Annotated in this window: 28 protein-coding genes; 10 read left to right on the top strand and 18 right to left on the bottom strand. The window is 51.7% G+C overall.

Annotated elements, in window-relative coordinates; all coding sequences use genetic code 11:
* Window positions 1–260, top strand: a 260-nt coding sequence (locus ACXJJA_RS09360) for a hypothetical protein (RefSeq protein WP_456487952.1), incomplete at its 5' end; no start/stop codon positions are given.
* A 167-nt stretch (window positions 261–427) separates the two neighbouring features.
* A complete protein-coding gene (locus ACXJJA_RS09355) occupies window positions 428–1,345 on the top strand; it encodes a hypothetical protein (protein WP_456487951.1) in 918 nt (305 codons plus the stop codon).
* A 20-nt stretch (window positions 1,346–1,365) separates the two neighbouring features.
* Here the strand turns inward: ACXJJA_RS09355 and ACXJJA_RS09350 are convergent, their stop codons facing one another.
* The 8 genes from ACXJJA_RS09350 to priS form a co-directional block, all read right to left on the bottom strand.
* Window positions 1,366–1,515, bottom strand: a complete 150-nt coding sequence (locus ACXJJA_RS09350; protein WP_456487950.1) for a hypothetical protein — start codon at window positions 1,513–1,515, stop codon at window positions 1,366–1,368.
* A 128-nt stretch (window positions 1,516–1,643) separates the two neighbouring features.
* Entirely contained in the window at window positions 1,644–2,546 is a 903-nt protein-coding gene (locus tag ACXJJA_RS09345; protein WP_456487949.1) for a UbiA family prenyltransferase, read from the bottom strand.
* Window positions 2,547–2,711 (bottom strand): RNA-protein complex protein Nop10, encoded by a 165-nt coding sequence (locus ACXJJA_RS09340; RefSeq protein ID WP_456487948.1) that lies wholly within the window; start codon window positions 2,709–2,711, stop codon window positions 2,547–2,549. It abuts the gene before it with no gap.
* On the bottom strand, window positions 2,708–3,478 hold the full coding sequence (locus tag ACXJJA_RS09335) for a translation initiation factor IF-2 subunit alpha (protein ID WP_456487947.1): 771 nt from the start codon (window positions 3,476–3,478) through the stop codon (window positions 2,708–2,710). The genes ACXJJA_RS09340 and ACXJJA_RS09335 overlap by 4 nt, the downstream gene beginning before the upstream one ends.
* Before the next feature lie 16 nt (window positions 3,479–3,494).
* Window positions 3,495–3,680 (bottom strand): 30S ribosomal protein S27e, encoded by a 186-nt coding sequence (locus ACXJJA_RS09330; RefSeq protein ID WP_456487946.1) that lies wholly within the window; start codon window positions 3,678–3,680, stop codon window positions 3,495–3,497.
* Window positions 3,681–3,706: 26 nt separating this feature from the next.
* Window positions 3,707–3,991 carry a 50S ribosomal protein L44e gene (locus ACXJJA_RS09325; RefSeq protein WP_456487945.1) on the bottom strand — a complete coding sequence of 95 codons (285 nt, stop codon included), beginning with the start codon at window positions 3,989–3,991 and terminating at the stop codon, window positions 3,707–3,709.
* A gap of 2 nt (window positions 3,992–3,993) precedes the next feature.
* Entirely contained in the window at window positions 3,994–4,698 is a 705-nt protein-coding gene (locus ACXJJA_RS09320; protein ID WP_456487944.1) for a hypothetical protein, read from the bottom strand.
* A 17-nt stretch (window positions 4,699–4,715) separates the two neighbouring features.
* Window positions 4,716–5,894, bottom strand: coding sequence for a DNA primase catalytic subunit PriS (priS, locus tag ACXJJA_RS09315; RefSeq protein WP_456487943.1), 1,179 nt, complete (start codon window positions 5,892–5,894; stop codon window positions 4,716–4,718).
* 26 nt (window positions 5,895–5,920) lie between these two features.
* On the opposite strand from priS, the gene tgtA reads away from it, so the two are divergent.
* The gene (gene tgtA / locus ACXJJA_RS09310) at window positions 5,921–7,441 is read left to right on the top strand and encodes a tRNA guanosine(15) transglycosylase TgtA (protein WP_456487942.1); all 1,521 of its coding nucleotides are present in this window, start codon (window positions 5,921–5,923) and stop codon (window positions 7,439–7,441) included.
* A 29-nt stretch (window positions 7,442–7,470) separates the two neighbouring features.
* Here the strand turns inward: tgtA and cobA are convergent, their stop codons facing one another.
* Entirely contained in the window at window positions 7,471–8,247 is a 777-nt protein-coding gene (gene cobA / locus ACXJJA_RS09305; protein WP_456487941.1) for a uroporphyrinogen-III C-methyltransferase, read from the bottom strand.
* A gap of 100 nt (window positions 8,248–8,347) precedes the next feature.
* On the opposite strand from cobA, the gene ACXJJA_RS09300 reads away from it, so the two are divergent.
* The gene (locus ACXJJA_RS09300; protein WP_456487940.1) at window positions 8,348–9,316 is read left to right on the top strand and encodes a carbohydrate kinase family protein; all 969 of its coding nucleotides are present in this window, start codon (window positions 8,348–8,350) and stop codon (window positions 9,314–9,316) included.
* A gap of 155 nt (window positions 9,317–9,471) precedes the next feature.
* Here ACXJJA_RS09300 and ACXJJA_RS09295 read toward each other — a convergent pair whose 3' ends face one another.
* On the bottom strand, window positions 9,472–10,050 hold the full coding sequence (locus tag ACXJJA_RS09295; RefSeq protein ID WP_456487939.1) for a SpoIIE family protein phosphatase: 579 nt from the start codon (window positions 10,048–10,050) through the stop codon (window positions 9,472–9,474).
* 65 nt (window positions 10,051–10,115) lie between these two features.
* A complete protein-coding gene (locus ACXJJA_RS09290; protein ID WP_456487938.1) occupies window positions 10,116–11,030 on the bottom strand; it encodes a methanogenesis marker 7 protein in 915 nt (304 codons plus the stop codon).
* A gap of 73 nt (window positions 11,031–11,103) precedes the next feature.
* On the opposite strand from ACXJJA_RS09290, the gene rsmA reads away from it, so the two are divergent.
* Window positions 11,104–11,934, top strand: a complete 831-nt coding sequence (gene rsmA, locus ACXJJA_RS09285; protein ID WP_456487937.1) for a 16S rRNA (adenine(1518)-N(6)/adenine(1519)-N(6))-dimethyltransferase RsmA — start codon at window positions 11,104–11,106, stop codon at window positions 11,932–11,934.
* Between the two features lie 29 nt (window positions 11,935–11,963).
* Here rsmA and ACXJJA_RS09280 read toward each other — a convergent pair whose 3' ends face one another.
* Both ACXJJA_RS09280 and ACXJJA_RS09275 read right to left on the bottom strand, forming a co-directional pair.
* Window positions 11,964–12,719, bottom strand: coding sequence for an anaerobic ribonucleoside-triphosphate reductase activating protein (locus ACXJJA_RS09280; protein WP_456487936.1), 756 nt, complete (start codon window positions 12,717–12,719; stop codon window positions 11,964–11,966).
* On the bottom strand, window positions 12,716–13,621 hold the full coding sequence (locus ACXJJA_RS09275; RefSeq protein WP_456487935.1) for an ADP-ribosylglycohydrolase family protein: 906 nt from the start codon (window positions 13,619–13,621) through the stop codon (window positions 12,716–12,718). Before ACXJJA_RS09275 ends, ACXJJA_RS09280 begins: the two co-directional genes overlap by 4 nt.
* Window positions 13,622–13,742: 121 nt before the next feature.
* Between ACXJJA_RS09275 and ACXJJA_RS09270 the strand changes: the two genes are divergently transcribed.
* Entirely contained in the window at window positions 13,743–14,909 is a 1,167-nt protein-coding gene (locus ACXJJA_RS09270; protein ID WP_456487934.1) for an inositol-3-phosphate synthase, read from the top strand.
* Window positions 14,830–16,167, top strand: coding sequence for a sugar phosphate nucleotidyltransferase (locus ACXJJA_RS09265; RefSeq protein WP_456487933.1), 1,338 nt, complete (start codon window positions 14,830–14,832; stop codon window positions 16,165–16,167). The genes ACXJJA_RS09270 and ACXJJA_RS09265 overlap by 80 nt, the downstream gene beginning before the upstream one ends.
* Window positions 16,168–16,252: 85 nt before the next feature.
* Here ACXJJA_RS09265 and gap read toward each other — a convergent pair whose 3' ends face one another.
* The 4 genes from gap to ACXJJA_RS09245 all read right to left on the bottom strand — a co-directional run bounded on the left by gap (window position 16,253) and on the right by ACXJJA_RS09245 (window position 20,663).
* Complete coding sequence (gene gap / locus ACXJJA_RS09260; RefSeq protein ID WP_456487932.1) at window positions 16,253–17,263, bottom strand: type I glyceraldehyde-3-phosphate dehydrogenase; 1,011 nt, start codon at window positions 17,261–17,263, stop codon at window positions 16,253–16,255.
* 600 nt (window positions 17,264–17,863) lie between these two features.
* Window positions 17,864–18,679: a hypothetical protein gene (locus tag ACXJJA_RS09255; protein WP_456487931.1), complete on the bottom strand. Its 816-nt coding sequence runs from the start codon at window positions 18,677–18,679 to the stop codon at window positions 17,864–17,866.
* A gap of 219 nt (window positions 18,680–18,898) precedes the next feature.
* Window positions 18,899–19,735, bottom strand: coding sequence for an archaeosortase C (gene artC / locus ACXJJA_RS09250; RefSeq protein ID WP_456487953.1), 837 nt, complete (start codon window positions 19,733–19,735; stop codon window positions 18,899–18,901).
* A gap of 58 nt (window positions 19,736–19,793) precedes the next feature.
* Window positions 19,794–20,663, bottom strand: coding sequence for a hypothetical protein (locus tag ACXJJA_RS09245; RefSeq protein ID WP_456487930.1), 870 nt, complete (start codon window positions 20,661–20,663; stop codon window positions 19,794–19,796).
* 284 nt (window positions 20,664–20,947) lie between these two features.
* Here ACXJJA_RS09245 and ACXJJA_RS09240 point away from each other — a divergent pair, with 284 nt between their 5' ends.
* Together ACXJJA_RS09240 and ACXJJA_RS09235 are read left to right on the top strand one after the other, a co-directional pair.
* Window positions 20,948–21,922 carry an MraY family glycosyltransferase gene (locus ACXJJA_RS09240; protein ID WP_456487929.1) on the top strand — a complete coding sequence of 325 codons (975 nt, stop codon included), beginning with the start codon at window positions 20,948–20,950 and terminating at the stop codon, window positions 21,920–21,922.
* Between the two features lie 73 nt (window positions 21,923–21,995).
* A complete protein-coding gene (locus ACXJJA_RS09235; protein ID WP_456487928.1) occupies window positions 21,996–23,339 on the top strand; it encodes a nucleotide sugar dehydrogenase in 1,344 nt (447 codons plus the stop codon).
* A gap of 9 nt (window positions 23,340–23,348) precedes the next feature.
* On the opposite strand, the gene ACXJJA_RS09230 is transcribed toward ACXJJA_RS09235, so the two are convergent.
* Window positions 23,349–23,912: an MBL fold metallo-hydrolase gene (locus tag ACXJJA_RS09230; protein ID WP_456487927.1), complete on the bottom strand. Its 564-nt coding sequence runs from the start codon at window positions 23,910–23,912 to the stop codon at window positions 23,349–23,351.
* 53 nt (window positions 23,913–23,965) lie between these two features.
* On the opposite strand from ACXJJA_RS09230, the gene ACXJJA_RS09225 reads away from it, so the two are divergent.
* Window positions 23,966–25,177 carry a glycosyltransferase family 4 protein gene (locus ACXJJA_RS09225; RefSeq protein WP_456487926.1) on the top strand — a complete coding sequence of 404 codons (1,212 nt, stop codon included), beginning with the start codon at window positions 23,966–23,968 and terminating at the stop codon, window positions 25,175–25,177.
* The last annotated feature ends 276 nt before the right edge of the window (window positions 25,178–25,453 follow it).

Genomic DNA, 25,453 nt, shown 5'->3' with positions numbered 1-25,453 from the left:
GCTCAGCGATGCTTATGTGTACAGCAGAGGTGGGGAAGCCGTTTAACGAAAGCGGACTTGCTAGTGAGTATTGTTTTTCAGAGCATGATAAATGCGATGCATATCGAACCCAAACTGCAGTAAACTCTGACCTGCTTAGTTCTCGCAGGATGGTAGCGTATGAGCTCGCAAAATACTCCGTTGGTTCAAACACTCGTATACATACCCAGACCAATAGTCCGGAAATGTATACGAGGATGCCCTATCAAGCAGGAATGTAAGCAGATACTCAAACGTGTTGAGGGGCGTCTTATAACTGTCTGACGAGGCACCTGGGGTAACCTAGGGCAGGGAATTAGAGTAAAAATCTTGTTGGGAACGCCTGCAAACCCGAACGTCGATCCCCCTATTGGAGGGTGCAGGAGTTTGCTGTGTGAGGTGAGGGAAAATGCTATTCCAAGGTTACATAGTAGAAAGGATATCTGAAGATGGTAGGTTAGAAGTGTTCGTTCACATGTTTGGCTCTAACTTGCTTCATATCCTTGAGACAAAACTTCCGATTATCTTGGAAATACCCAAACGTGAACGTAGAGGGAAAGGGCTTAATAAGGAATTCCTCGGTCCCTATGCCCTGGCAGCCAGACTTGGTAGGTGTAGATATAGATACTTGGCTAGGAGGGTTGTTCCTAGCGGCTTTGCCTTTGTAGTCTTGCTTCCAAGGGATTATGATTACACAAATTATGAGGTGAGGCTCCCGAAAGACACAACTCATCACAAAAAGATTAGGAAGCTACCAGCATCATTCGAGTATGTTATAGCAGACAGGTTTGAGGATAGACTCCACATAGGACCTAACTTCAGCCTGCTTTACAATCATTGGACGCAGTGCCACACCAAGGCTGTATGCTACGCAAACCCCAACAGGAAAGCAGTTACTCTCACGCTAAGCATGGATATAACTCCTATGGAGGAAGTAAAGAGGGCGGGAGAGCATGAAATAAGCATAAGTGTAATGGAACCTGTGAGTGATCGTGATCCCTTTCAGAATGTGGTAGATAGGGCTTACGGGGACCAAATGGATAGAGATATTGGGAGAGAGGTTGAGAGCGTGAAGTCAATAAGTGAACTCGACAAGCTGTTAAAGTTCATAATAAAGGATACCAAGACTCTGTTGGGAGCATTAAAACGGATGGGTATTGAAGTAATGGCAGGGGGGAAACATCAATATAAAGCACGAAATCCTAAGACCGGAAAGAGTGCTCCAATAAGCTGGCGCCGAGAGTTTCGCTTGAGTGATATCAAGAAAATCTGCCGGGAGCTAGGTATAAATTACGACGAGTTTCGTCGCATATTGAAACTACCCTAGAATCGACCTTCGGAAGTTTGCTATTTGCAAGAAGCTAAAGCGTCCCTAAAATCTCTGAACGGCAGCATCTTCTTCCTGTCGGGGAAGAACACGACGGTCGGCACGGCGATGGCGGCACCATAGAAGCCCGACTCCTCTGTGTAGTAGTCCGTGACCTTGTGCGTCCCCATCCTTATAAAAAAGGTACGAGCCGTCAGAGGGATGATCACGAGCTTAGAGCCTCTTAAGCCGCTCGCAGCTGCAACATCTAATTTTCAATCCCATTTTTGAAGAAAATTTGCCAATTTGCCCTTCTGCCCTAAAAACTAAACCTCAGGTTCGCAACTGCCCCGGAGAGGAACGCCAAAAGCCCGAGGAGCGCGGCTATCAGCGTTTTTTGGCGGAGCTTCCGCACGCTTCCGCCCCTGATTAATGTGAGCGAGGTGTGGACGAAGGCGGCGTCCGCAAATATCAGTGGCACGAGATACGCGAGGTTCATGCGATACGGCTCCGCAGTGAAGAACGGCAGCGGACTGAGCGCCACCGCTGCCATGAAGAGCACTGCCGCCGACCTTCTGGCGGCTATCTCGCCGTATTTCAGGGCTACTGTCCGTACGCCACGGAGCGCATCACCCCTAACATCCATAATGCCTTTCATTATTTCCCTGCCGACGCCTGCGAGCAGTGAGATGGCGAAAAGCGTGAACACCGCCTCGTTAACGATGCCGACGACGAGCGCTCCGAAGAGGAAGGGAACTGCCATCGTGAAGCCTATGTAGAAATTCCCGACGACACCGAATTTTTTAAGCCAAAGGTCGTAAGTGGCGCCGAGCACTGCGAGCGTCGCCGCCACTCCGAAACACAGGGTACCAAGTGGCAGCGCCGCCAGCACACCAAGCGTCGTCGCAACCGCCGCGGTGTAAAGGGCGGCGTTCGGCGAAAGCTCGCCGCTCACGAGCGGGCGGTCGTAACGCTTGTTCACTACGTCGCTCTTGTAGTCGCAGTAGTCATTAAGCGCAAAAGTCCCGGCTTCGATGAGCAGTGCTGTTAAGAAGCCAAAAACCGCCTTCTGCCAAAAAGCAAGGCTCAACCCGCCAACCACAAACATGCCCACTAAAACGCCAATCCCATACATTATGCCATGCTCAAGCCTCGTAAGCCTCCAAAACGAGGCGATGCGCATTTTAGCTAACAAACTTAAATTAAGCACGCGAGTCAGCACCTATCGCGCCCTGCCGTATTTCATTAAACGACGGTATTTACCGTAGCGGTCGGTCGGCGAGAACCTCGGCGGCAGCGGGTTGCGGGTATGCTCGCCGCACCGCACGCATACATCCTTAAGCGTATATTCCCCACACTTCACGCATTTTTTTATCTTAGATGTCATCTGTGAAAGGTGCCCATGCCCTTATTTTTGGTGACGACCTTAATTGCGGCATCTGCCGCTTTCCGCAGGGCGTTTTCAGCCTTTTTGTAGTCGGGCGCCGTTACTTTGAACAGGTAGCGGGGCGCTCCCATGTAAATGATTTCGAGCTCCACGTTGCCGTCAACGACGCTCATAGCCTTTTTCAACGCCTTTTTTATCACGTCCACGCCGTTCGGCAGCGGGCAGCTCAACTCGACGTTCGCCGAGACGCTGACGGTCGGTGGCTTTATGTTCGCCGCCGCGACCTCGTAGATCCCTTTGGCGTATTCTTCGTCGACGACCTTTTTTAGTGCGCCCACGCCGTTGATTACTGCATCCTCAAATGCTGAGTATATGCTCCCGTAGGCGTCGAGCAACTTCTCAGCAAGCGCTTCTTTTTCTTTCTCGGTGATGTTCAGCGACTCCGCCACTAATTCCAGCCACTTCTTCGCCTTCTGCTCGCTCTTCCATTCCCTTATTTTCTCAGCACGCTGCGTTGGTTTCACGTCTTTCAGAGAGAGGTCGATGTGCCCTCTTGCCTTGTCCACGTGGAGAACCTTGCATACAACCTTCTGCCCTTCTCGGACGTAGTCCCGAATGTAGCGCACCCAGCCCGACGCTATCTCTGAAATGTGTATCAGGCCCTCCTTTCCATACTCCTCGAGCTCCACGAATGCGCCAAAATCCTTGACCTTGCGCACCGTGCAAACGACCAATTCCCCTTTTTCAGGCCACTTTTCCTTTCCCATCTCGTGCACCCATGATTTACGCCAACGCCTCTACGACCCTTTTTGTTTTGATTGCAGCCCGTCCGCCTCTCGGCTCCGCCAACGTCCTACCACACACCAAACAACGGACGACAGTGCTCGCCCTTTCAAATATTATCTGTTCGTTCCCGCAGTCGTCGCACTTCACCTTCAAAAACCTGTTCTGCGTCACCCTCGTCGGCATAACTCTTTCCCCACCCTACCTTTTTACTACGTCTCCACAAGTTCGAACCTTGATGCTCTGAAGCCCTCTCTTGTATGCGACTTTTTACACTCCACGCACGTGTATCTCAAAAACACTTTCTTCGTCGGCTTGTCGCCGCCTGGGACTTTTGAAAACTTTCCGCTGTTCCCGATTCTTGCCTTCTGCTTCTTTTTCTGGCGTGCGATTCGACTTAATGACGACGCTTTCCCTCTTTTTACTTTTTCGACCTCGTGTAGCGAATGCTTCTTACAAAAGGGGCAGAACGTTCTAATCCTCTTCGGCATCTTCACCTTTACCACCTTCTTTTAACTTTTATCTGCACGGCAACGCCCTTTTTGCACAGAATTTCAGCATTGTCTTTCGGCAGCGTGAGCACGTCCTCCCGCCGCACCTTATACACTTTGCCATCAATGCCAATGAACGCCGGCACGCTCTCAAGCATGCGCACCACATAAAAATCCGCAGGTGCGTTCGTCGCTGCCACCTCCCCAGCAGCCTCCGCTGCCGTCCCAATCTGCCTGCCTACTTTTGCCCCACTTGTGCGTTCTGGTAGCGACTTTACGCTAACACCCACTGCCTCAGCCGCCACGACGGCACGTGCTGCCGCATGCGGATTGCTTTCGTCCTCTTTTTCCTCTCTCTCCTCGCCAAATATTGCTCGCATGATGCGTTTCCTCCCTTCCTCGATGCAACTCGCCACGCCCTCGAATATTGCCCTTTCGGCGGGCGTCAACCCCTTAGGCGGGGTTTCCGCGCCTGAGCTTGCGACCTTCACAATCTTTCCGATACGCCTTCTAAATATGTCCTCGATTTTCGCTTTTGCACTCCGTATCTCATCCTCGATGAACGCCTTTCTCGTATCGTTGGCGCTCTCTCTTTCCTGTTCGAGATTCCTTATGTAATTACGCACCTCTTCATAAAAGTTTTGTGGCAGTTCCTGCAGTAAGGGCGAGCTTCTCTCCTTATACAGGATCTCCCAAAGCTTTTCTACGTCCATTGGCTGCACCCGCCATGCTACGAGAGCTCCGCCACACCTGCGCACATCAGAAAAACGGCGGCGTGCACCGGAAGTTTCTCCACACCCTCTTCTACCTTGTATGTAGCACCTTTTAAGAAAATATTTGCCGGGCGGGTTATCTTAATACGCACCTCCTCGTCGCCGAAGACGACAGCATCTTCCAAAGGGTCGAAACCCTCAAGCTCTTTTACCGTCATTGGCTTCACTAAGAAGCCCGTCTTCCCGTGTAGCGACGTTGGCATCCTTATTAGCCTTTTCACGTCCGCCGTCACAGGCTCGTCAGGTCTGTCCTCGTATTTCACACGCTCCTTCTCGATTATACGCTCCCATATGCGCTTTGGGAAACGAGGAATCTGGTCGAGGTTGCCCGCCCTTATGTTTTTCAGAGCTTCTCCGTTTCGTGCAACCCGCATCAACTCTCTTGCACGCTTCTCGCCGATGCCCCTAATGCTGAGTAACAAACGCAATGCGCTTTCCTCGTCCATCTTGGCAAGCCCCTCTAAGAAGCTCATCAAGCCGCTGTGCAACTTCTTGCCCCAACCCTCAGACGCAAGTAAGATTACAGCTTCTCTTCGCACCTGTCTCCTACCCAGCTCGCCTGCCACCGCAGCTTTTACCAGAAATTTTTCTATTTTCATGCCTCTCGCCGTTACGTAGTCCACAATCTCACGCCGCTCCTTGCTTCCAAGTCTCTTAACGCTTTCGTCCCGGACGTGCACGTGGTAGCCCCGAGACCCCGAAAAAACTACCTCTATCACGTTTTCCTCAAAGCCGAAGTCGCCAGTGAGGAAGTCCAAGAGCTTTAAAGTCTCTTTCTTCACGATGTTAAGCATTTCAGGATAGCTCCGCTTCTCAGTAACGATGTGGTCGGCGTCGAGGTCGAAAATGAGGTCGGCGCCGAGCCAGCCCTTTTCGTCCATCTCCGCTGCTGGGTCCTCGTATAGAGCAGAAGAATAATAAACGTGCGCAGGTGCGCTCTTCTTGAGATAAGAAACGAGGGCGGTGGGCGTCGCAAACGCACGGTGCCGCCGCATCACGGTTTTTTTCGGATAACTTGCGTCGAAAAGCACGAAGCCCCACTCACGACGCTCAAGCTCCGGCGGCAGCCTCAACGCCGCCTGCCTGTAATATTCAGCAAATTTCCGTCGCACGAATATCTTTGTCGTTTCATCCATGGGGTGCTTTATACTTCGGTTTCCTTTTGATAATTGTGTTTGAAGTTCTGCACAAAGACCTGATGGGACGCATTGGCAGGCTGGAGACGCCACACGGCGTCGTGGAGACGCCGACGCTCATGCCGGTAGTGAATCCGAACTTGATGCTGGTAGAGCCGAGCGAGCTTGAGCGGTTCGGTGCCGAGATGCTCATCACGAACGCTTATATCATTTATAAGAAGAAGGAGTTGAGAGAAAATGCTTTAGAAGGCGGTGTTCACAAGCTTTTAGGATGGGAAAAGCCTCTAATGACAGACTCCGGCTCCTATCAACTTTACGAATACGGCGACGTTGAAGTCTCTAACAAGGAAATCGTGGAGTTCCAGCTGGAAATTGGGGCAGACGTCGTCGTCCCTTTAGACATACCGACGCCGCCGGACGCCCGGCGGGAGCGTGCGGAGAACGACCTCGAAAAGACGCTGCGCAGGCTTGAAGAGGCTAAAGCTGTCTTGGGCAGGCGGGACGAAAAGCCGCTGCTCGCAGGGCCGATACAAGGCTCGACGTTCCTCGATTTGAGAGAGCGGAGCGCGATGGCTGCTTCGGGAATGGGCTTTGACGTTTACCCGATAGGCGGGCTCGTCCCGCTGCTTGAAGCCTACAGATACAAGGAGCTTGTCGAAATAATCATAACAGCTAAACGGCGGCTGCCTGCAGATGCCCCCGTGCACCTTTTCGGCGTCGGGCACCCGATTTTCTTCTCACTTGCCGTCGCCCTTGGCTGTGACCTTTTCGACTCCGCCGCTTACGCCCTCTACGCAAAGAACGACCGCTACCTGACGAGCGACGGCACCTACTTCCTTGAAGACTTGCAGTATTTGCCATGTTCGTGCCCGGTATGTTCGAAATACAACATCAAATACTTAAAGGAGTGCGGCAGAGAGGAAAGAGCAAGACTCCTCGCTGAGCATAATCTTCACGTGACGTTCGCCGAGATAAGGGCGGTAAGACAGGCGATTTGGGAGAACAGGCTCTGGGAGCTTTTAGAGCGGCGATGCCGTGCGCACCCCTCGCTGCTCAGCGGCTTGAAGAAAGTTTCAGAGCACGCAGAGCTCCTTGAAAAATACGACGTTTCTACGAAACGCTCGTTCTTTTACCTCGGGGAGACATCAGCACGCCGCCCTGAGGTCCTAAGGTATGCGAGGCGGCTTAGCCGTTTTGAAGCTGGCAGGCGGGCGCTCGTCGTCGCCATCAGCGGGACTGCGACGCTTGAAGGAGTTTGCGAAGCTCTGAAACTTAACCTGCGGGAGTTCGACAGTGTGTTTCTCGTTAAGCCGCCGTTTGGTCCCTACCCGCTGGAGCTTCAAGGAACATATCCAATAGGGCAGTCGGAAGTGCCAACGCCCATGGACTACGAAGGACTAACGGCGGCGCTCGAAAACGTCTTGAAGCTGCTAGAGATGAACGACGGTGCAGAATTCGTGTTCGTGTGCGATGGAACATGGGAAAAGCACCCACTCATCCGGAAAATAAAGACGAAATGCCTTTTCGTGCCAGTTACCCTTGAATAATTTTGCGAGGAGCTGAAGCAGCATTCCACTCACTTCTTCCCCTGTATAATCTCATGCAGCCTCACGACGCCGCCAACGATCATGACCGCTGGGGGGCTCACATTTCCCCTTCTTGCCAACTCCACGATATTTCCGAGCGTTCCTGTGAGGACTCGCTGCTGCGGCGTCGCTCCACGTTCTATTATTGCGACAGGCGTCTTCGGACTCTTGCCACCCTCTATCAGCAGTCTTACGTTGCGCTCGAGACTCTTAATGCCCATCAGGATGACGAGCGTGCAATCAAGCGTCGCAGCGTGCCTCCAAAGTCTCTCATACTTCTGTTTTTCATCTTCATGCTCGGCGGCGCTGTGCCCCGTGAGGATGAGCAGCGCCGAGGAATATTCGCGATGAGTTAGCGGAATCCCGGCGAGCGCCGGGACTGCGATTGCGGACGTGATGCCGGGGACGACCTCGAAAGGTATGCCCTCGCGTGCGAGGAACTCCGCCTCCTCGCCACCACGCCCAAAGACAAAGGGATCGCCTCCTTTCAGCCTGACAACATTTCTACCCTTTCGAGCTTCCTCCGCCATGAGCCTGTTAATTTCGTGCTGCGTCGTCGTTTTTCCGCGGTCGTTGCTTTTTTCGTGATCCTCAGAGCTCTTGCCCACGCACACGAGCTTTGCGGTTTTCGGCAGCAGCTTTAGAATCTCGGCGCTCACGAGCCTGTCGTATAAGACGACGTCGGCATCGTCTAAAATCCTTTTAGCTTTCAAGGTCAGGAATTCGGGGTCCCCAGGACCCGCACCTACGAGATATACTTTCCCCACACTTTCACCATACTGTTGCTTATTTTAAAGTGTCGTGCGCGTTTCTGAAAGAGCAAAACCGGGTTTCCCCCTATTTATGGTTCAGAACCTTTGTTATAATATGGACGTCATAGGCTTAGGCGCTTTGAACTTTGACGTTTTATACCTCGTTGAGCGGATAGCGAGGGGGGGCGAGGAAGTGGGCGTTATAGACGTGAAGAGCGCAGCAGGCGGTTCCGCCGCAAACACGACCGTCGGCCTCGCCCGCTTAGGCTTGAGTGTCGGCTTCATCGGCGTCGTCGGCAACGACAGCGAGGGCGAGTTCATCCTCGAAGAGTTCCGCAAGGAGCACGTCGATACGTCTCGCATAAAAGTAGAGGAGGGACATACCGGAAGAGCGATGAGCTTCGTTGACGCCGAAGGAGAGCGTGCGCTTTACATACTGCCCGGCGTCAACGACGCCCTCCACCTCGAAGACCTCGACATCGAATACGTGAACGACGCAAAAATCCTACACACCAGCTCCTTCGTCAGCCGAGAGCAGCTTGAGATGCAGAAAGCGCTGGCGAGGGTTATGAAAGCGAGGCTCAGCTTCAGCCCCGGCATGCTCAGCTTCAAGTTCGGACTTGACGACATCTTGGAGATTGTGGAGCGGAGCGATTTTCTGTTCCTGAGCTTTGAAGAGCTGGAGGCGCTCGTCAAGGGAAGGCTTGACATCAAGCAGGATAGCGGGCAAAGTATTAAAAGCAAGAAGAAGACGCTCGCCGAGGAGGGTGCCGCATTCCTTTTGGATTTGGGAGCGGACGTGGTGAGTGTGACTCTCGGGAAACTCGGCTGCTACGTCGCCGATGGCGAAGAGCGGCACTTCGTCAAAGCGTATCCTGTGGAAAACGTCGTGGACACAACGGGAGCCGGCGATGCCTTCGTCGCTGGTTTTTTATACGGCGTGCTGAGCGGAAGACGCTTGGAAGACTGCGGGCGGCTCGGAAACATTGCGGCGGCGTTCTGCATCAGAGAATACGGATGCAGAAAGGGACTTCCGAGCAGAGAACAGCTCGAAGATGCGTTTTCGAAATTCGCCGCCAAATAACGATGCAGCACGGCGAGCGCCGTTAGCTTAGTCGGCTTTTGCATTGCTTTTCATCACGCCCGTCGCCTTGGCAAACTCACGCATGTCAAGCTTGGCTCGCAATAACTCATAAATCTCTAAATGATGCATCGAGTCATACACATTGGTGCCATGCTTTATATGGCTTCAACGACGACCACGGTGGCGTCGTCATCGTCCTTGCCATGCTCCTCTAATATTCTTTTTGCGGTACTTTCGAGGCTCGTGAAGTCATATTCCGAGGGTGCAAACCTCGAAATACCGTCAGTGCACATTACGAGCACGCTGCCGCTCCTGAACGAGTATTCGAACCTCCGTAGCTTCCTGAGGTTGTAGCCTATTATCCCGCCGAGGGACGTAAGGTGCGAAGTGCCGCTTTTCGTCTTTATCAGGGCGGTGATGTTGCCTACGCCCACGTAGGACAGCCTTTCTTTTTCTTTATTCACGAGGGCGGCGCCGACGACGGCGCCCCTTGTTCCCATAAGGGACCCGTGGCAGCCACGCACGAACATCTCAAGCTCGATGCCGAGCCTGAAATTCCGCTCTGCGAACTCTAAAACTTTCTGGGCTGCGACGCTCGCCGCCTCACCATGCCCCAAGCCGTCAGCCACCACAACTAACGCACTTTCATCAAATTCTCTCAAAAAGAAAGCATCCCCGTTTACAGTTTCACCTTTTTTTGGACGTGATGCCGCCGCAAATCTCAGCTCCAACATTGTCCCTCTTTTCGGTTTAAACTTTAAATCGCTCCTCCCTGCGCCTGTAGTCGCTATGACGCACGTCACACAGTCTGCGCTGGGAGTAATGATTTCGGTAGTAAGTCCACAAGCGTGTAACTTCTGATTTGCGATCTTCTTATGCGGCTTATCTCGCCGAGCTTGTAGTCGAGGACTCTTACGTTATATACATCTCTCGCATACAAGTCGAAAAGGAGCTTGACCCTAACGCCATTCAGCCTCAGAACTATTGCCCCCGGCGAAACTGCGTATTTCAAATCTTCTACTTGATTCACGATTTCGTTCTTCACAAAGAAGGGCGGGACTAGCGGCGGGTCTATGCTCAGCTCCTCCTTCCTCATCTCGACAGCACGCTCGACGGCGTCGGCAACGCTCTTCAAAAGGTCGATTTCCGTCAGCTTTTTAAAGCGGTGCGGGTAGCGTCCGATGCCGCTGACGTAAATGCATCCCTCTAAGCCCTCAATCTCGGGAAGCCCCGTAACGACTACGGGCACGTTCAGGTCGGCAAAGTGTTTAATCTTGTCCTCGATGCACCTTTTGAAGTTGCCCAAGCACACGACTGCGACATCATGCTCCTCAATGAGTGCGCGTTCTTTCTTGCTGAGCTGTGCGATTCTCCTGCCCACGCCCCTTGCGAGCCCTATCATGTTCGTCTGGGCGCCCCGCCGCCTTAAAAATTCGGCGATATCGCAAAGCGGGTGCGGGAGGTGGTGCCTCGTCACCGTGGGTGCGACGACGGCAATCTCGGTTCCGAGAAGCGGTGCCTTCCTTATCGACCCTTGTATTTCCTTGACGCACGCTACGATGTGCTCGTAGTCCTCGACGGGTGCCGCAAACGTAATTTGCGCCTCTTGGGCGAAAATACGCTTCGTTATGATGTAGCCGCCGAGGTCCTCAATAAGCTCTAAGAGCTTCCTGTGCTTGTAAGAGCCGCCCTCGAAAATGTAATTTTCATACATCCTCCAAACTTGGACGCCGCTTTTAAAGAAGGTTTCGCTTGGGTTAAATCTGCTTCCCCCTCTTATTCGGCGTATGCTCGAAGAGCTAGGACAAAGGAATTTGGAGAAGTGCATCCAAAGGAATAAAGAAGAAATGAGCAGGCAGGACATGGTAAAGCTTCTGAAGGAGTATGGAATCAAGCCTTCGAAGTGGGCGGGGCAGCACTTCCTCATTGACGAGCGGGTTGCGTGGCGTCAGATAGAATACGCAAACGTCTCCAAAAACGACGTGGTTTTAGAAATAGGCGCCGGGCTTGGGAGCCTTACTGAGAAGCTTGAGAGGGTGGCTGGGAAGGTTTACGCCGTTGAGAGGGACGAGCGGCTCTGCGAGGTTTTGAGGGAGCGGTGCGAGCGGGCTGAAATTATTCAAAGCGATTTTCTGAAGGTAGAGCTGCCGAGATTCAACAAGGTCGTCGCAAACATCCCTTATAAGCTATCTTCGGTAATCACATACCGGCTGCTGACGCTCCGCCCGAAGGTTGCAGTCATCATGTATCAGAAAGAGTTCGCAGAGCGGATGGCAGCAAAACCACGCACGAAACAATATGGGCGGCTTTCTGTCTTGGTGCAATTCTTCGCCGACGTTGAGCTTTTGGAAGTCGTGCCTCGCCGCTCGTTCTTCCCGCCGCCGAAAGTGGACTCGGCAATTGTGAGGATAAAGCAGATGCGTGAGCTGGACGCCGCCGGCAAAGAATTTTTGCAGTTCGTTAGTGTCCTCTTTTCGCAAAGGCGGAAGAAGCTGAAAAGTAGCATTAGGAAGCTTGGAATCTCAGAGCGCGACTTCGACGGCGAGCGGCGTCCCGAAGAGTTGAGTCCCGAGGAGCTTTGGGAGCTGTTTCAGAAGGTCAAGCAAGCTAAAGCTTAGAGCCAAAAACTAAAGCTTAGAGCCAAAAACTAAAGCTTAAAGCTGAGAACCTCTTCTCCGTGCTCCTTTGTCCTTATCTTTACTTTTAGATTTTCAGAGGCTGCCATCTTCGCAAGCTCCAAAATCTCGTCTCTACTGAAGGCTTTTTCCCGCCTCAGCCGCTCGTCCATCGCAAGTTCAGGGCGTCCCTGCTGGATAACGTATGTGCAGGAGCCGAAAATACTTCTCAGCTGCGATGCTATTTTCTTAACTTCTGCCTCCGCCACTAAGCCCCTGAAAACAGTCGTCACCGCTTCAAAGTCCGCATTTTCACGCCGCAGAACCTCTAAGGACGCACGAACACGGGCGGCGACGCCCTTGACACCCGTTATTCTCTCGTAGCTCCCGTCATCGAGCGGCGCCTTCACGTCTATGAAAACCTTATCCAGCAATTTTTCCTTAAGCAGCTTTTCCAGCCTTTCGGGGTAAAACCCGTTAGTCTGAACGGCAACGAGCAACCCCTCCTCCCTCACGAGTCGAGCAAGCTCGGAAACCGCTGCAAACTGCATCAGCGGCTCGCCGCCGGAAAACACAACGGCATCAACAAGAAATTTAGCATCCCGCACGCCTCGCATCAGCTCCTCAAGCGGCACGTAGTTCTTGCCCTCTAAAATCTTGTAGTTCTGACAGTAAAGACAGCGCAACGGGCAGCTCCTGAGAAAAATGACGTGCGCCACCTTGCCACGCCAATCCACAGTCGAAACGTGGACGACGCCCCCAACGTTCGCCTTAACTTCACCTTTCATGCTTTCACCCTGAGAAGTTTCTTCTCCAACAACTTTAGCTTTTTCCCCTCTTCAATCCTCAAAATCCAGCGCAATGGCAGCCGCTCTCTCCTGTAAAAGGCGCCAGCAATCGCTCCGCAGAGCGCAGCAATGGTATCAGTGTCGCCGCCGAGGTTCACAGCCGCAATAATCGCCTTTTTCAAATCTTCTGTCTGGTAAAACACGGAAATCGCTGCCGGAACGGACTCGTGCGCATACATACTCACGCCGACCTCCGCAGGTAGCTTCCAAAGCGGCGTCGCCACCGCTTCCTCCAAAACTTTGTCTACCTTTGGGAAATTGGTTTTCGTGCCGAAGTTTCGTCCACGCCTCGCACCCTCCAAGCTTGCTTTTAAAATTTTGTCTTTTTCATGCCGCCTCGCTGTCGAAATCCCTGCTTTCCTTGTCGTAATTGCCGCATGCACCGCAAATGCGATGGCGCACGCACCGGAAACGGCAACGTCGGCGCCGTGCGTCACGAGCGTCGCCTCCACGACGTTCCTTAATAAATTTTCGGGAGAAGAGCAGATGGCAACCGGCACAGCACGCACCGCAGCGCCGTTCGTGGCCCCCGAAGTTGCAACAGCATCTATGTTTTTCTCAAGCCTTTTCAGAGCCTCCGTCGTGCTCGGACCGATTCTGCGGAGCCTCGCTCTGTTTTCCAGAAGCTTCTGTGCTATTTTTTTGCGGTTGACGCTACGCGCCTCGACCAGCGCCTCGGCGGTCAGCAGTGCTAAGAGCGTGTCGTCTGTCGTCTCCGCACCGCTCAGGAAATCTGTTATTTTACCATACCTCCTCAAAATTTCTTCCCGCGGCAGACCCTCTATGGGGGAGCCCAAGACGTCGCCCACCGCGAGTGAGATTAAGCATCTACCCGAGGGCACATCTTTATATGTGATGAAGACGATATAAAAGAGTGGAGAAGGAGGACAGCCCTACCAGCAGGGGGCTTATTAATTTTTACGTGAGCTATTCAGTGCGTCCGAATCACGGGAGGTGGGAGCTTTGAGAGTCGCTATATTTGGACAGGGATATGTAGCATCTATACTCGCCGTTGGGCTTCAAAGGATAAAAAACGGCGAGATAGGCTACGTGGGCATCCCGCTTGCGGACTGCATCCCTGCGAAGGTGGAGGACATTGAGCTGACCACGGCATTCGACATTGACGTGAGCAAGGTGGGCAGACGCCTCTCAGAGGTCGTTCGGGCATACTGGCATGACGGGATAAAATTCGAAAACGACTACCGTGTCAAGCTGGGCTACGAGGACCTGCGAGGGCGGGACGTCGCCGTAGATCTCGAAGAGATTGTGGGGCGGCTGGTTGACGAGTATCGGCAGGAAGATGCTGACATTTTCGTAAATTTAATAACGACTGAGAAGGCGGAGCCCTTCGAGGACGTGCAGGCGCTGAAAAGGGCGATAAAAGAGAACGCCGTGGACAGGGTCTCGCCGGCACAGCTATATTTCTACTCAGTCGCTGAATACGAGCGCCCATCAGCATTCATAAACTGCATACCGTCGCCGATCGCGAACGACCCTGCATGCGTGGAGCTTGCAAGACGCTCTAAGACCGTGGTCTTCGGCGACGACGGGGCGAGCGGTGCCACGCCCCTGACCGCTGACCTCCTTGCACACCTGCAGCAGCGGGGACGCAGAGTCCTTTGCATCTCCCAGTTCAACATCGGCGGCAATACCGACTTCCTCTCGCTCCTGGAGCCCGAGCGCAACGCCTCCAAGGAGACGACGAAAAGCTCCATCGTCTATGATATCCTAGGCTACGACGCCCCTCACTTCATCAAGCCCACCGGTTACCTTAAGCCGCTCGGCGACAAGAAGTTCGTGGCGATGCACATCCCCTACATCTCGTTCAACGGCGCCGAGGACGAACTGATAATCAATGCGAGGATCAACGACAGTCCGGCGCTCGCAGGACTCGTAGTCGACCTGATAAGGCTTGCGAAGCTCGCCATCGAGCGTGGCGAGTTCGGGACCGTGTATCCGATAAACGCATTCTACATGAAGATGCCAGGACCTAGGGAGGCACGAGCAATCCCGAAGGTCTTCGCTTTCGAGCTGGTGAAGGGCTGGGTCTATGAAGGCGCTGATACTGGCGGCTGGAAGGGGCACGAGGCTGAGACCTATTACGACGGGGAGGCCGAAGTCCGCAGTTGAGGTCTGCGGCGTCCCCCTCATCCTCCGCAATCTTTTTTTCCTTGAGAAATTGGGGTTGGATGTCGTCGTTGTCGTCGGCTACAAAGCGGAGGAGCTTGTGAGAATTCTGAAAGACAGAGCGGAAGTCGTTTACAATGACAACCTCGACAAAGGCAATGCATATTCTGTTTTCTGCTCAAAAGAGGCTTTGCGGAATGAAGATAAATTTCTTGTTTTGATGGGCGACCACCTTTACAGCTTTGAATTCCTGAAAAAAGCTCTGGACGCCCCCGAAAACTCGGCAATCGTCTGCAGGGAGAATGAGGTGATAGGGGTAGAGGAGGCGACGAAAATTCTTGCAGAAGACGGCAAAATCGTGGACATAGGCAAGGACTTGGAAAACTGGAATTACATAGACACCGGCGCCTTCATGTGCACGCCTCGCATTTTCGAAGTGCTGGATGAGATTTTTGCAGAAAGGAGTAGTGCAGAGTGGTCAGAGACTGTCAAAGCCGCTGAGATGAGCGTTTACGAGGTGGATGAGTTTTGGGTGGACATCGACACCCCTGAGGACGTAAAAAAGGCGGAGAAAGCCCTTCTAAAAAGCTTAATCAAGCCTGAGGATGGAATTATTTCCAGAAATTTGAACAGAAAACTCTCGCTTAGGATTTCTAAATTTTTGTGTTCTTATAACGTGCATCCTAACACTATTTCCACATGTTCATTCCTACTGTCGTTAGCGGCGGCAGTGTTCTTCTCCCACGCCTCTTACCTCCTAGGGGGGCTGTTAACGCAGGTTTCGTCAGTGATTGATGGCGTTGATGGAGAGGTGGCAAGGTTAAAGTTCCAAGCGTCGAGCTTCGGCGGCTTCTACGATGCAATCCTCGACAGATATGCCGATGCGCTCATCCTCGCCGGTATATTTCTCTCCCTTCCCTTTTCCAGCCCTAACACCCACATCGGTCTCATCAGCTTCTTCTCCTTCTTTTTTGCGGTTTTAGGCACGTTTCTCATCAGCTATTCCACTTCCAAGTTTTACGAGACCTTTAAGATGCGGGCTGAGCGGCTGGAGCGGGGGCTAAGATTCATTCCGGGGAAGAGGGATGAAAGACTGTTCCTTATTTTCGTCTTTTCGACATTTGCGGAGTTTTATGCAGCTACGACGCTCATGCTGATGCTTCTCGTTTTACTCGCAACATTAACAAATGGACGTGCCGTCGGCAGGCTGCTCATCGCAAGACGCTTGGAGCAAGAGATGAGGCTGCGACGAGCCGGCTAAAATACCGCTACGGCTCCTGCGGGCGAGAGTCACAGCCCGAGGTGCCTGTTCCGCATCGTCTTCGTTCTGCGTAGAGCGGAATCGGTCAAAGCCCTAATTTCGCAAGCCTCGTCACAAAGTCCACAACTCTGCAAGAATAGCCAAACTCGTTGTCATACCACGAGAGCACCTTCACAAGGTTTCCGAGGGCATTCGTGGAGGGCGCATCCACGATTGAGGAGTGTTCGTCGCCGATGAAGTCTATGGAGACGAGCGGTTCGTGGCAGACCGCCAGTATGCCTCGAAGCTCGTTGTTTGCGGCGTCTTCGAACGCATTATTCGCTTCTTCGGCGCTCACTTCCCGCTCGAGCTCCGCCACGAGGTCCACGATGGAGACGTTCGCCACCGGCACCCGCATCGCAAGCCCGTCGAGCTTGCCTTTCAACTCGGGGATGACCTCGCCGATTGCTACCGCCGCTCCTGTCGTCGTCGGGATGATGGAAAGCGCTGCTGCCCTCGCCCGCCGTAGGTCGCTGTGCTGCAGGTCCAAAATGCGCTGGTCGTTCGTGTAAGCATGGACAGTCGTCATGAAACCCTTCCGGATGCCGAATCTCTCATGCAAAACTTTAGCGACAGGCGCCAAGCAGTTCGTCGTGCACGACGCCAGCGAGACGATCTGATGACGCTCGTGGTCATACATGGCGTCGTTTATGCCAGGCGCAATAGTCACGTCAGGATTTTTTGCAGGTGCGGTGATAACAACCTTTTTGCAGCCCGCTTTCAAGTGCTTTGACGCTCCCTCGCGGTCTCGGAAACGTCCCGTCGCCTCGACTACGACATCCACTTCGAGCTCCCGCCACGGAAGCCTCTCAGGGTCTCGCCCCGAAAGCACCTTTATCCGGCAGTTGCCAACCACTAGCTCGTCGCCGTCAGCCCGCACGTCCTCGTTAAGAGTGCCGTGCACGGAGTCATATTTCAGGAGGTGCGCCAGCGTGCTCGCCGCCGTGAGGTCGTTCACTGCCACGATTTCAAAGGCGGAGCCGAGCACGCCCTTTTTAAGAGCGGCACGCAATACTATCCTTCCTATCCTCCCAAAGCCGTTTATTGCCACCCGCATGAAAGAGAATTAAAGAGAAGATTTTAAAAAATTAGGCGTTTAAGCTTGGTGGTTCTACTCTTGTTTTCAAAGACGCCAGACGGCGGGAGGCTTTTTAAATTATGGACATGATGGTGAGCAGCAGCTAACGCCAGCGGAAAGCGCGTGCCTCGCAAATCGGCGTGCGCGCAACAAATGGAACGAGATACAAAGTTTGTATAGTTATATGCAACTTACTCGCACTTTACAAGAGGATGCATCTTATTTCATGAGCTCGTTCTCAAAACCTTTATCTTTTTGTTGCTTGCAAGACCCTTCCGCACGGGAGGAGTAAGGGGAGGTGGGCGGGTTAGGTAAATACGCTGCCAGATAGACTGTATCTTGTAGCCCGCTCCTTAAGAGAGGGGTGGGATGCGGTTCGTGACCGTCCCGAAGGGTGTATGAGCGCAGAGCGTGAGGCTCCGAGTGAACGCCCAACCTCGCAAGCTTCACGGTGGAAGCCCCTTGTAAGCAAGGGGCGGAGGTCACCCTAAGAAAGATACTTCCCATCAGTATAAACTTCTTAAAAGGATGCCCTCCCGCCATTGCCGACGCTGGTGTAGGCGGGAGGGCGCTTGCTGCTTAGTATTTGCGTTTTCTCCTGAAAGCATAAACGAAGCCCAAAATAGCGCCTGCCGGCACCGCCATCGTCGTGAATTCGGGTATCCCAGTGTAATGGAATTTCTTAATTTCTATTACGTCATTTGCGCAGCTCACCGTAGCAAGCAGGTCCACGTAGCCCTCGCCGTAAATCCCAAATGTCGTCTTGGAGACCTTCATTTCTATAACGTAGTTCACAGCGCCGTTGTCCCAGTTCCAGTCATTATACTGCTTATAAACAATCTCTGCTTCTCCGATCTTAGTCCCGTTGACCATGTTGCTGAAGCTAACCAAGCACTGACCCACCTCGTAATCCAGCAACTCCCACTCTGGGTTTTTAAATACGTCCCCTACGTCGCCAAGCACCGTCCTACTATCGTTCGTCAGCTTCACTCCATACTCAAAATATCCGTCGCCGTCGAAGTCTAACGCTAAGTCCCCGGGTATGAGATGATACGTCCGCCTTCTCGACCAAGAATAGTAATCGCAGCCCTCTGGCGGCATGGACGTTATTATTGCAAAGTAGATATACGAGCCGTTAACGTCCTCATCAACATACATAGCTTCGATGTCACACTGCTCAATTCCCGGGTTGTTGCCCGGATTAGGTCCACTTGGCCAGTTTTCCACGACGCTCACCGCCGTTGGCGAGTCCGCATACCAGTCATTCGTTGGGTGAACGCCCCAGTCATCCAAGTCGCCGTCTATTACGTATGCGGCTGCAGTTCCCACCAGCGTCAGCGCCAGAAATAGCAACATTATAGTCGCTGTAATTTTGGTAATTTTGGCGCCCCTCACGATCTCACCTCCCTGTCGCCCATAGCCTCAATAGAGAGACTGTGAGCGCCATATATAAATTTTGCCAAAGCAGAAAAGAGATATTAACATAAAAAAGGTTACAAAAAGGTTATACCTAATTTAGTCCATCCTGAATGCACTTTTCTGACTTCACTTATAGTCCTTTACAACGTTTAAAGGAAACTTGCAATGATGTGTATTTTTCTTTCATGTCCGCTGTTACTTTAGAAAGATATACATCAGGGGTATTAGGATGGCTGCGAATAGTATCCAGCCAAGATGCGAGTGGAAGAACATCATCATATCCACTCCATAATAATATGCAATGACTGCGAGGGTCGAAACCCTTAGTAAGTTCGCGGCGTATGAGGCGACCGTCATGATTGCAAGTATTTTAAGGAGCTTTCTCCGCTCATAGGACTTTATGGTCAAGTCGTATGCGAGCAGCGTGCTTATGATGAGCAGCATGGAATACCAGCCGAAACATGCTAAGTCCATCCTTAACCAGACAGGCTCCACGCCTCGCACCTCGATTACATTCATCGTCGGCACGTCCAAACGCAGCCCTAATGCCCTTAGAACGCTGGAAACCGGAAGTGCGACGAAATAATGCCCGTAATATTTGGGTATACCTATGTCAAACCTTGAAGGGATGACATAGAGCGCCGCAAAAAACACTATGAAAAAGAGAGACATATACGTGCTAAACGCTCCGAGCTCGCACAGCCTTTTGTTTCTGGTGTTTGCGAGGATGAGAGAACCGCCGAGCAGTATTATCATCGAATCCAAGGTCTGGACCGCAGAGCCCAAAAGGTAGTTATAAGAAAGGTCCGCTACTATCAAAGCTGCGCCGACGGCAATCAGCAACTTTGAAGCTTTCCGCTCCGCTTTTGCCTCTCTGCCGCTCAATATGAAAAGAATACCGGCACAGACGCACAGGAATATCGCACCTATGACGGCGGAGCCGTAGGTTAGCTCTATGAATGCCCCTATTAGGAAAATTATCAATAAAAGTAGTAGCGTCTCAGACTTAATCTTAGCAACGTTAACTCCCATACCCCTCACGAAACAGAAAAGGAGGGGATGTTTCTAAAAAATTTTTATCCCCTCTAATTTATTTTCTCTGTCGTCTCTTCCAGATGTAAACGAGACCGATGACCATGCCCGCTGGTATTGCTACCGTTAGAAACTCCGGAATCGGGTTGTCTATGTGGTCATTGCCGCATGTATCAGCTATGTGTATCCTCTTGGTTGGGGGGTCTGTCAAATTCTTGCCTGCCATACCGACTGCGTCCTTGGGTATTGCCATCTCGATCACGTAGTTGTCGTATCCGTAGTCACTCACACCGATATTACTATAGTTTCCTGTTGCATTCCCAGTTTTATTATAGCCCCCTGTGAAGATCGAAGGAGCATTCTCTGGAACAGTTTCTGGCTCTTCCCAGTCCGGCAAGTAATATATATCCCACTGCGATATCGTTGTCCATGTACCAAGCTTAACGCCGTATTCATACCCGTATTCCCCGGTTGAGCTGTCTCCATCAAGATCCAGTGCAAGGTCTCCTGTACGGTGAGAGGGCATTGACGTCACAAGCAGAACGTAGATATACTCGTCATCTTCATCGAGATACTTTGCTTCCAGGTCCCATATTTCACCACCGACAGGCTCAGCAACTGGTGTGCCATCACTTAAGTGTACCAAATCCTCATAGTAGCGCGTGTAGCTGCTGCCAACGCCCGTGATGTGAACGCCGCAATAGGTGTCACTCCACTGTGGATCTATGTTATCCTCAACGATGAACTCAACCCCCTCATTTGGCACCCAAGTCTCATTCAGACTCCAGTCACCACCGGTCTTAATGTCTATGCCCCAGTCGCTTGGGTCACCGTCTATCGTGTATTTCAAAGCAACCGCTGTAGGCATCATCACAGCAAAAAGCACTGCAGCCAGCGACAACGTCGTTACGAGCTTTACACTTCTCATCTCCCTCACCTCCCTTCTCCTAAAAACCAGTAAAACACTTCACTTAGGTATTATAAAAAACTTTCTATCGACACAAGAGAAAATGCGAAGAAAAGATTTCTTCAAGCTTTTTAGCAAGTTTTGCCGCCTCAGCGCAAATTTTTGTGGTTTGGAGCCAAAAATTATTTTAATTATTTGAAAGTAAAACTAATATTATTTTGAATAAAATTGATTGTAGCTTTTTGATTATATTTGGCAAAATGATTTGGTAAGTTTTCTTTTTAAACGAAAATGAAATTATGGGCATGCTGGTGATATTGCTCGTAGCCGCGTCTTTCGCCATCACGATGGCAATAATACCCGCAGCCATCAGGAGGTTGGAAGAAAAAGGCATAGTAGCCACTGATTATTATAAAAAGGACTTAAGAAAAGTGCCCACAAGGGGCGGCGTTGCGCTCCTTTGCGTTGTGACCCTCATGCTCTCTTCTGCGATGCTTGCTCAGCATTTATGGCATACGCGTCTCGTGACCAAAGCTGACCTCGTATCTACACTCGTAGTCATGACGTTCGGGATATTCGGGGCTTTGGATGACTCCATGGACATCCACAGGGGTTTGAAAATAGTCTTTCCCTTCTTCTTAGCGCTCCCCCTGACCTTAACGACAAATACGACGGTGATGCCCCTCCCGCTCGTCGGAAGGGTCGATCTCGGCGTCTTTTACCTTTACCTCATAGTCCCGCTGTATGTGATGGTTGTGGCGAACCTCGTGAATATGCACTCCGGGTTCAACGGCTTGGCTTGCGGCTTGTCTATAATCCTTATGGCAACCCTCCTCGTCAAAGTCATGATGAGCGGCGGTGATTTTTTCATGTTAAGCTGCATGCTCGGCGCCGCCCTCGGCTTCTTCTGGTATAATAAATATCCGTCGAGAATATTCTTAGGTAACGTCGGCTCCTTTCTGCTGGGCGCCGCCCTCGGAGCCGCAATCGTCATTCACGGCTTTTTAGTTTCTGGGTTTATCATGCTAATTCCTCACACCGTCAACTTTTTGATGTATGTTTATTGGAGGGTAATGCACAGGCTTCATCCTGACGACGAAAGATGGAAAATAGTGAAGTTCGGAAGAGTTCGGGACGACGGCACGCTGGAAGTTCCAAACAGCTTGACGCTGAAGTGGGCGCTCCCCTACCGCCGGAGGATGACCGAGAAGCAGACGGTGCTAGCGATGTATGCGCTGACGATACCATTTTGTGTCGCTGCCGTTTTTATACCATATTGAGTATTAATTCAGGTTTATTTAGGCATTGGAAAAATTAAAATAGAATGGCACCTTGAAGCTGAAATGAAATCAAATGAAAATTTACGGCTTAAGCAGCGAGGAAATAGCAAAGGCTTTCAGGTCAGGGGCGCTCACTATTTCTGTTTATGGACTTGGGAAGATAGGTTTGCCGCTCGCCGCAGTTTTCGCTGAGAACGGTGCCAAAGTCATAGGGGCGGACATAAACGAGGCGCTCGTCGAAAAAATAAATGGTGGAGAAAACCCATTGCCCGAAGAGCCGGGCTTAAGCGAGCTTGTTGAGAAAAACGTGGAGCGTGGGCGGCTACAAGCAACATCGAACCTTAAAAAAGCCGCGCAACTCTCCGACGTCATGGTGATAATCGTGCCGACTCTTCTTGACGAAAGTAACGATCCTGACCTTTCGGCGGTCATTTCAGTATGCGAGGAACTTACAAAGGGGCTGGAAAAGGGCGATTTCGTCATTCAAGAGAGCACGGTTCCGCCGGGAACTACGCAGAACGTCATCGTGCCGATACTTGGGAAATCTGGGCTGAATATTGGAGAGTTTGGCGTTGCGCACTGCCCTGAACGTGTATCCTCGGGAAGGGCGATAAAGGACATTACGGAGGCATACCCGAAGGTCGTTGGCGGCGTAGACGAGCTGAGCACACGCACCGCCGCAGCCTTCTACAAAGTCATTAACAAAAAAGGCGTGATTCCTGTAAGCGATGCGACAACCGCTGAGGCTGTGAAGGTCTTTGAGGGGATTTATAGGGACGTGAACATCGCACTTGCGAATCAGTTGGCGCTCGTCTGCGAGGAGCTCGGCATTGACGCCATCGAGGTTTTCAGAGTTGCGAACACGCAGCCGTATTCACATCTGCACATGCCGGGTTGCGGCGTTGGCGGGCATTGCATCCCTGTTTATCCCCACTTCGTGATAAAGACTGTGAGAAGCGACACGAGTCTTCTTGAACTTTCCCGAAGGATAAATGACGGCATGCCACAGCACGTCGTGGGCACGCTCATGAAAATGCTGCGCTCAGTCGTCGTCGAGAAGCCAAAAGTCCTTATTCTCGGACTGACGTTCCGTGGCGGCGTAAAAGAGCTGAGATACAGCCCAGCATTGAAGATAATAGAACTGTTGAAAAGTGAAGGCGTAGAAGCGCTCGCATACGACCCCTTGCTGGAAAGGGAAGAGGTTGAAAAATACGCAAAGTATGTGACGCCCGATGCCTTTGACGGCGACGCCATTCTTATAGCGGCTGACCATTTGGAGTTCAAAAGGATAAATTGGAGCAGCCTCGGCAAAAAAATGCGGAACAAGATTGTCGTGGACGGGCGGCAAGTCGTGGACGTGGAGGCGTTGCGCCACATGGGCTTTAGATGCACGAGAGTTGGCATGCCCTGCTTCTGACTGCACAGGCTAAGACTTCAAAACTAAAGGCGTGTCATGCCCCGGAATGACGACGTCCGCAATTCCCTTAATTAGTTCAATGCTCCGTATCGCGGCTCTTCTGTCAACGTGGAGTCTTGGCGGCGTGTTTTGAAGCAGATTTCCTTTGCGGGGAATGGCGTCTCCTGCTACCACTACTTCCTTCTCTGCGTGGATGATGATTGAGATGTGCCCGTAGCAGTGCCCGTGCGTCTCGATTATCTCGATACTGCGGGCGTCGAAACGCTCAAAAAATTCCTCATAGGGAAGGTAATCTTTTGGGGCACCCGCTGCCCTTATCTGAAGCTCGTGCGCATACTTCTTGCAGCAGAAGAGCTCGTTGCAGCCGATATGGTCTCGGTGGAGATGGGTGTTTATTACTGCCTTTACATCCGTCGGCGAGAGCCCAAGCATCTCAAGCGCTGAAACTATCGCTTGGCAATCACCGCTAAACCCCGAATCTACAAGCGTTAGCACATCCTCTATGAAAACCACAGAAGACGATGCCTTTATTATTATATCTCCAGCCCTCTCCAATTCTCCTACCTTAAGCAAATAAACCCCCTCGCATATTCTCATTAATGAAACTCTTGGAGGTTTAATACAAAATGCGTGTCTTGATGCTCTCTTGGGAATTCCCGCCCTTGAAGATAGGAGGGATAGCGGAGCATGTCTACGAGCTTTCGGGAGCTTTGGCGAGGAAGGGCGTGGAGGTGCACGTAGTTACGCCGGAGCCGAGGGGGATGGCGCAGAACGAAAGCTGCGACACTCCGGGCGTTCATCTACATAAAATTGCTATGGATTTCGATGGTGATTTCATACGGCTTATGAATGTGAAGATGGTGGAAGTCGCCTCACTGATGGATTTCGACCTGCTGCATGCGCACGACTGGATGGTCTGCGACGCCGCTCTGGAGCTGCGCTCGGAGGCCCGTAAACCTTTGGTTTCGACCATACATAGCACGGAGTTCGGTAGGAGCGGCGGCATAAAAGATGGCTTCCAGATGCGAATCCATTACAAGGAAGAGCAGCTCGCAAAACTCTCAGATCACATAATCGTGTGCAGCGAGAGCATGAAAAAAGAAGTCATGCGATTCTTTAACATAAAAGAATCAAGAATCTCGGTCATACCTAACGGGATGGACGTGAAAAAATTCGATTTTGCCGTAAACGATGCGACGAGAAGAATATTCTCTGACTCAAGCAAACTCATACTCTTCGTCGGAAGATTAGTGCATCAAAAAGGCGTAAATGTCCTGATAGGAGCAATGCCAAAGGTTTTAAAGAAGGTGCCTGATGTAACGCTTTTAATAGTCGGAGATGGTCCCATGCGGCAGCAGCTTGAGAAGGACGCCGCCTTCCTCGGGGTGTCTGAGAATGTTAAATTCGCCGGCTATCTCGACGACCTTACCGTCAGAGCCTTATACAAGCTCGCCGACGTCGTTGTCGTCCCTTCGTTGTATGAGCCTTTTGGTATCGTCGCCTTGGAGGCGATGGCTGCTAAGACGCCAGTCATAGTCTCTGCTGTCGGCGGGCTTTCAGAAATAGTGGGCGGCGAGGAGGGCGTGAAAGTGCCGCCTGACAATTCTGAGGCGCTTGCGGACGCTATCGTAAGCGTCCTGACGGATGCCGACGAGAAGAATAGGGCACGGGTGGAGGCTGGATACAGGAAAGTAAAAGCACTTGGCTGGGATAACATCGCAGAGATTACTCTTAGGGCTTATGCGAGAGCGCTACACCGCCGCCGTTTGAAGTTCGAGCATGCGAAGAGTATCGATTATGGGGGCGCTCTAAAAATACAGATGTGGGAATATTCCTAAGAACAGTTGGTGGGCTCGCAACAAAGGTCTGTTCGGATAACGTTCCGGGGATATGTGAAGTTTGCTCGCAAGAGCAAATTTGGGCGGAGTCGAAGGCGAAGCCACATATCCGCCTGTTAGCAGACCCGAAAGGCGAGCCTGCGATAGCATGCGAAGAGTTCCGCACGCCGCTATTATTTGGTTTTCTCATCATTCCATCCTTCCTTTTGAATTATTTCTTTTATTTTCTCCTTTAAGCGAGGAATGTCAGCGTTTATTATATCCCACACAATATCA

The sequence above is a fragment of the Candidatus Alkanophaga liquidiphilum genome, assembly GCF_053996935.1.
This window is presented reverse-complemented; position numbering and strand designations above follow the sequence as displayed.

What these genes read in the sequence shown, in the direction of transcription:
- ACXJJA_RS09295 (WP_456487939.1), bottom strand. Translation starts at nt 10,050, where the DNA reads ATGTTGGAGCTGAGATTTGCGGCGGCATCACGTCCAAAAAAAGGTGAA.
- rsmA (WP_456487937.1), top strand. Translation starts at nt 11,104, where the DNA reads ATGCTCGAAGAGCTAGGACAAAGGAATTTGGAGAAGTGCATCCAAAGG.
- ACXJJA_RS09235 (WP_456487928.1), top strand. Translation starts at nt 21,996, where the DNA reads ATGAAAATTTACGGCTTAAGCAGCGAGGAAATAGCAAAGGCTTTCAGG.
- artC (WP_456487953.1), bottom strand. Translation starts at nt 19,735, where the DNA reads ATGGGAGTTAACGTTGCTAAGATTAAGTCTGAGACGCTACTACTTTTA.
- priS (WP_456487943.1), bottom strand. Translation starts at nt 5,894, where the DNA reads ATGGATGAAACGACAAAGATATTCGTGCGACGGAAATTTGCTGAATAT.
- ACXJJA_RS09280 (WP_456487936.1), bottom strand. Translation starts at nt 12,719, where the DNA reads ATGAAAGGTGAAGTTAAGGCGAACGTTGGGGGCGTCGTCCACGTTTCG.
- ACXJJA_RS09225 (WP_456487926.1), top strand. Translation starts at nt 23,966, where the DNA reads ATGCGTGTCTTGATGCTCTCTTGGGAATTCCCGCCCTTGAAGATAGGA.
- ACXJJA_RS09350 (WP_456487950.1), bottom strand. Translation starts at nt 1,515, where the DNA reads ATGGGGACGCACAAGGTCACGGACTACTACACAGAGGAGTCGGGCTTC.
- ACXJJA_RS09290 (WP_456487938.1), bottom strand. Translation starts at nt 11,030, where the DNA reads ATGTATGAAAATTACATTTTCGAGGGCGGCTCTTACAAGCACAGGAAG.
- ACXJJA_RS09355 (WP_456487951.1), top strand. Translation starts at nt 428, where the DNA reads ATGCTATTCCAAGGTTACATAGTAGAAAGGATATCTGAAGATGGTAGG.
- ACXJJA_RS09320 (WP_456487944.1), bottom strand. Translation starts at nt 4,698, where the DNA reads ATGGACGTAGAAAAGCTTTGGGAGATCCTGTATAAGGAGAGAAGCTCG.
- ACXJJA_RS09240 (WP_456487929.1), top strand. Translation starts at nt 20,948, where the DNA reads ATGCTGGTGATATTGCTCGTAGCCGCGTCTTTCGCCATCACGATGGCA.
- gap (WP_456487932.1), bottom strand. Translation starts at nt 17,263, where the DNA reads ATGCGGGTGGCAATAAACGGCTTTGGGAGGATAGGAAGGATAGTATTG.
- ACXJJA_RS09245 (WP_456487930.1), bottom strand. Translation starts at nt 20,663, where the DNA reads ATGAGAAGTGTAAAGCTCGTAACGACGTTGTCGCTGGCTGCAGTGCTT.
- ACXJJA_RS09335 (WP_456487947.1), bottom strand. Translation starts at nt 3,478, where the DNA reads ATGGGAAAGGAAAAGTGGCCTGAAAAAGGGGAATTGGTCGTTTGCACG.
- ACXJJA_RS09340 (WP_456487948.1), bottom strand. Translation starts at nt 2,711, where the DNA reads ATGACATCTAAGATAAAAAAATGCGTGAAGTGTGGGGAATATACGCTT.
- ACXJJA_RS09300 (WP_456487940.1), top strand. Translation starts at nt 8,348, where the DNA reads ATGGACGTCATAGGCTTAGGCGCTTTGAACTTTGACGTTTTATACCTC.
- ACXJJA_RS09330 (WP_456487946.1), bottom strand. Translation starts at nt 3,680, where the DNA reads ATGCCGACGAGGGTGACGCAGAACAGGTTTTTGAAGGTGAAGTGCGAC.
- ACXJJA_RS09265 (WP_456487933.1), top strand. Translation starts at nt 14,830, where the DNA reads ATGAAGGCGCTGATACTGGCGGCTGGAAGGGGCACGAGGCTGAGACCT.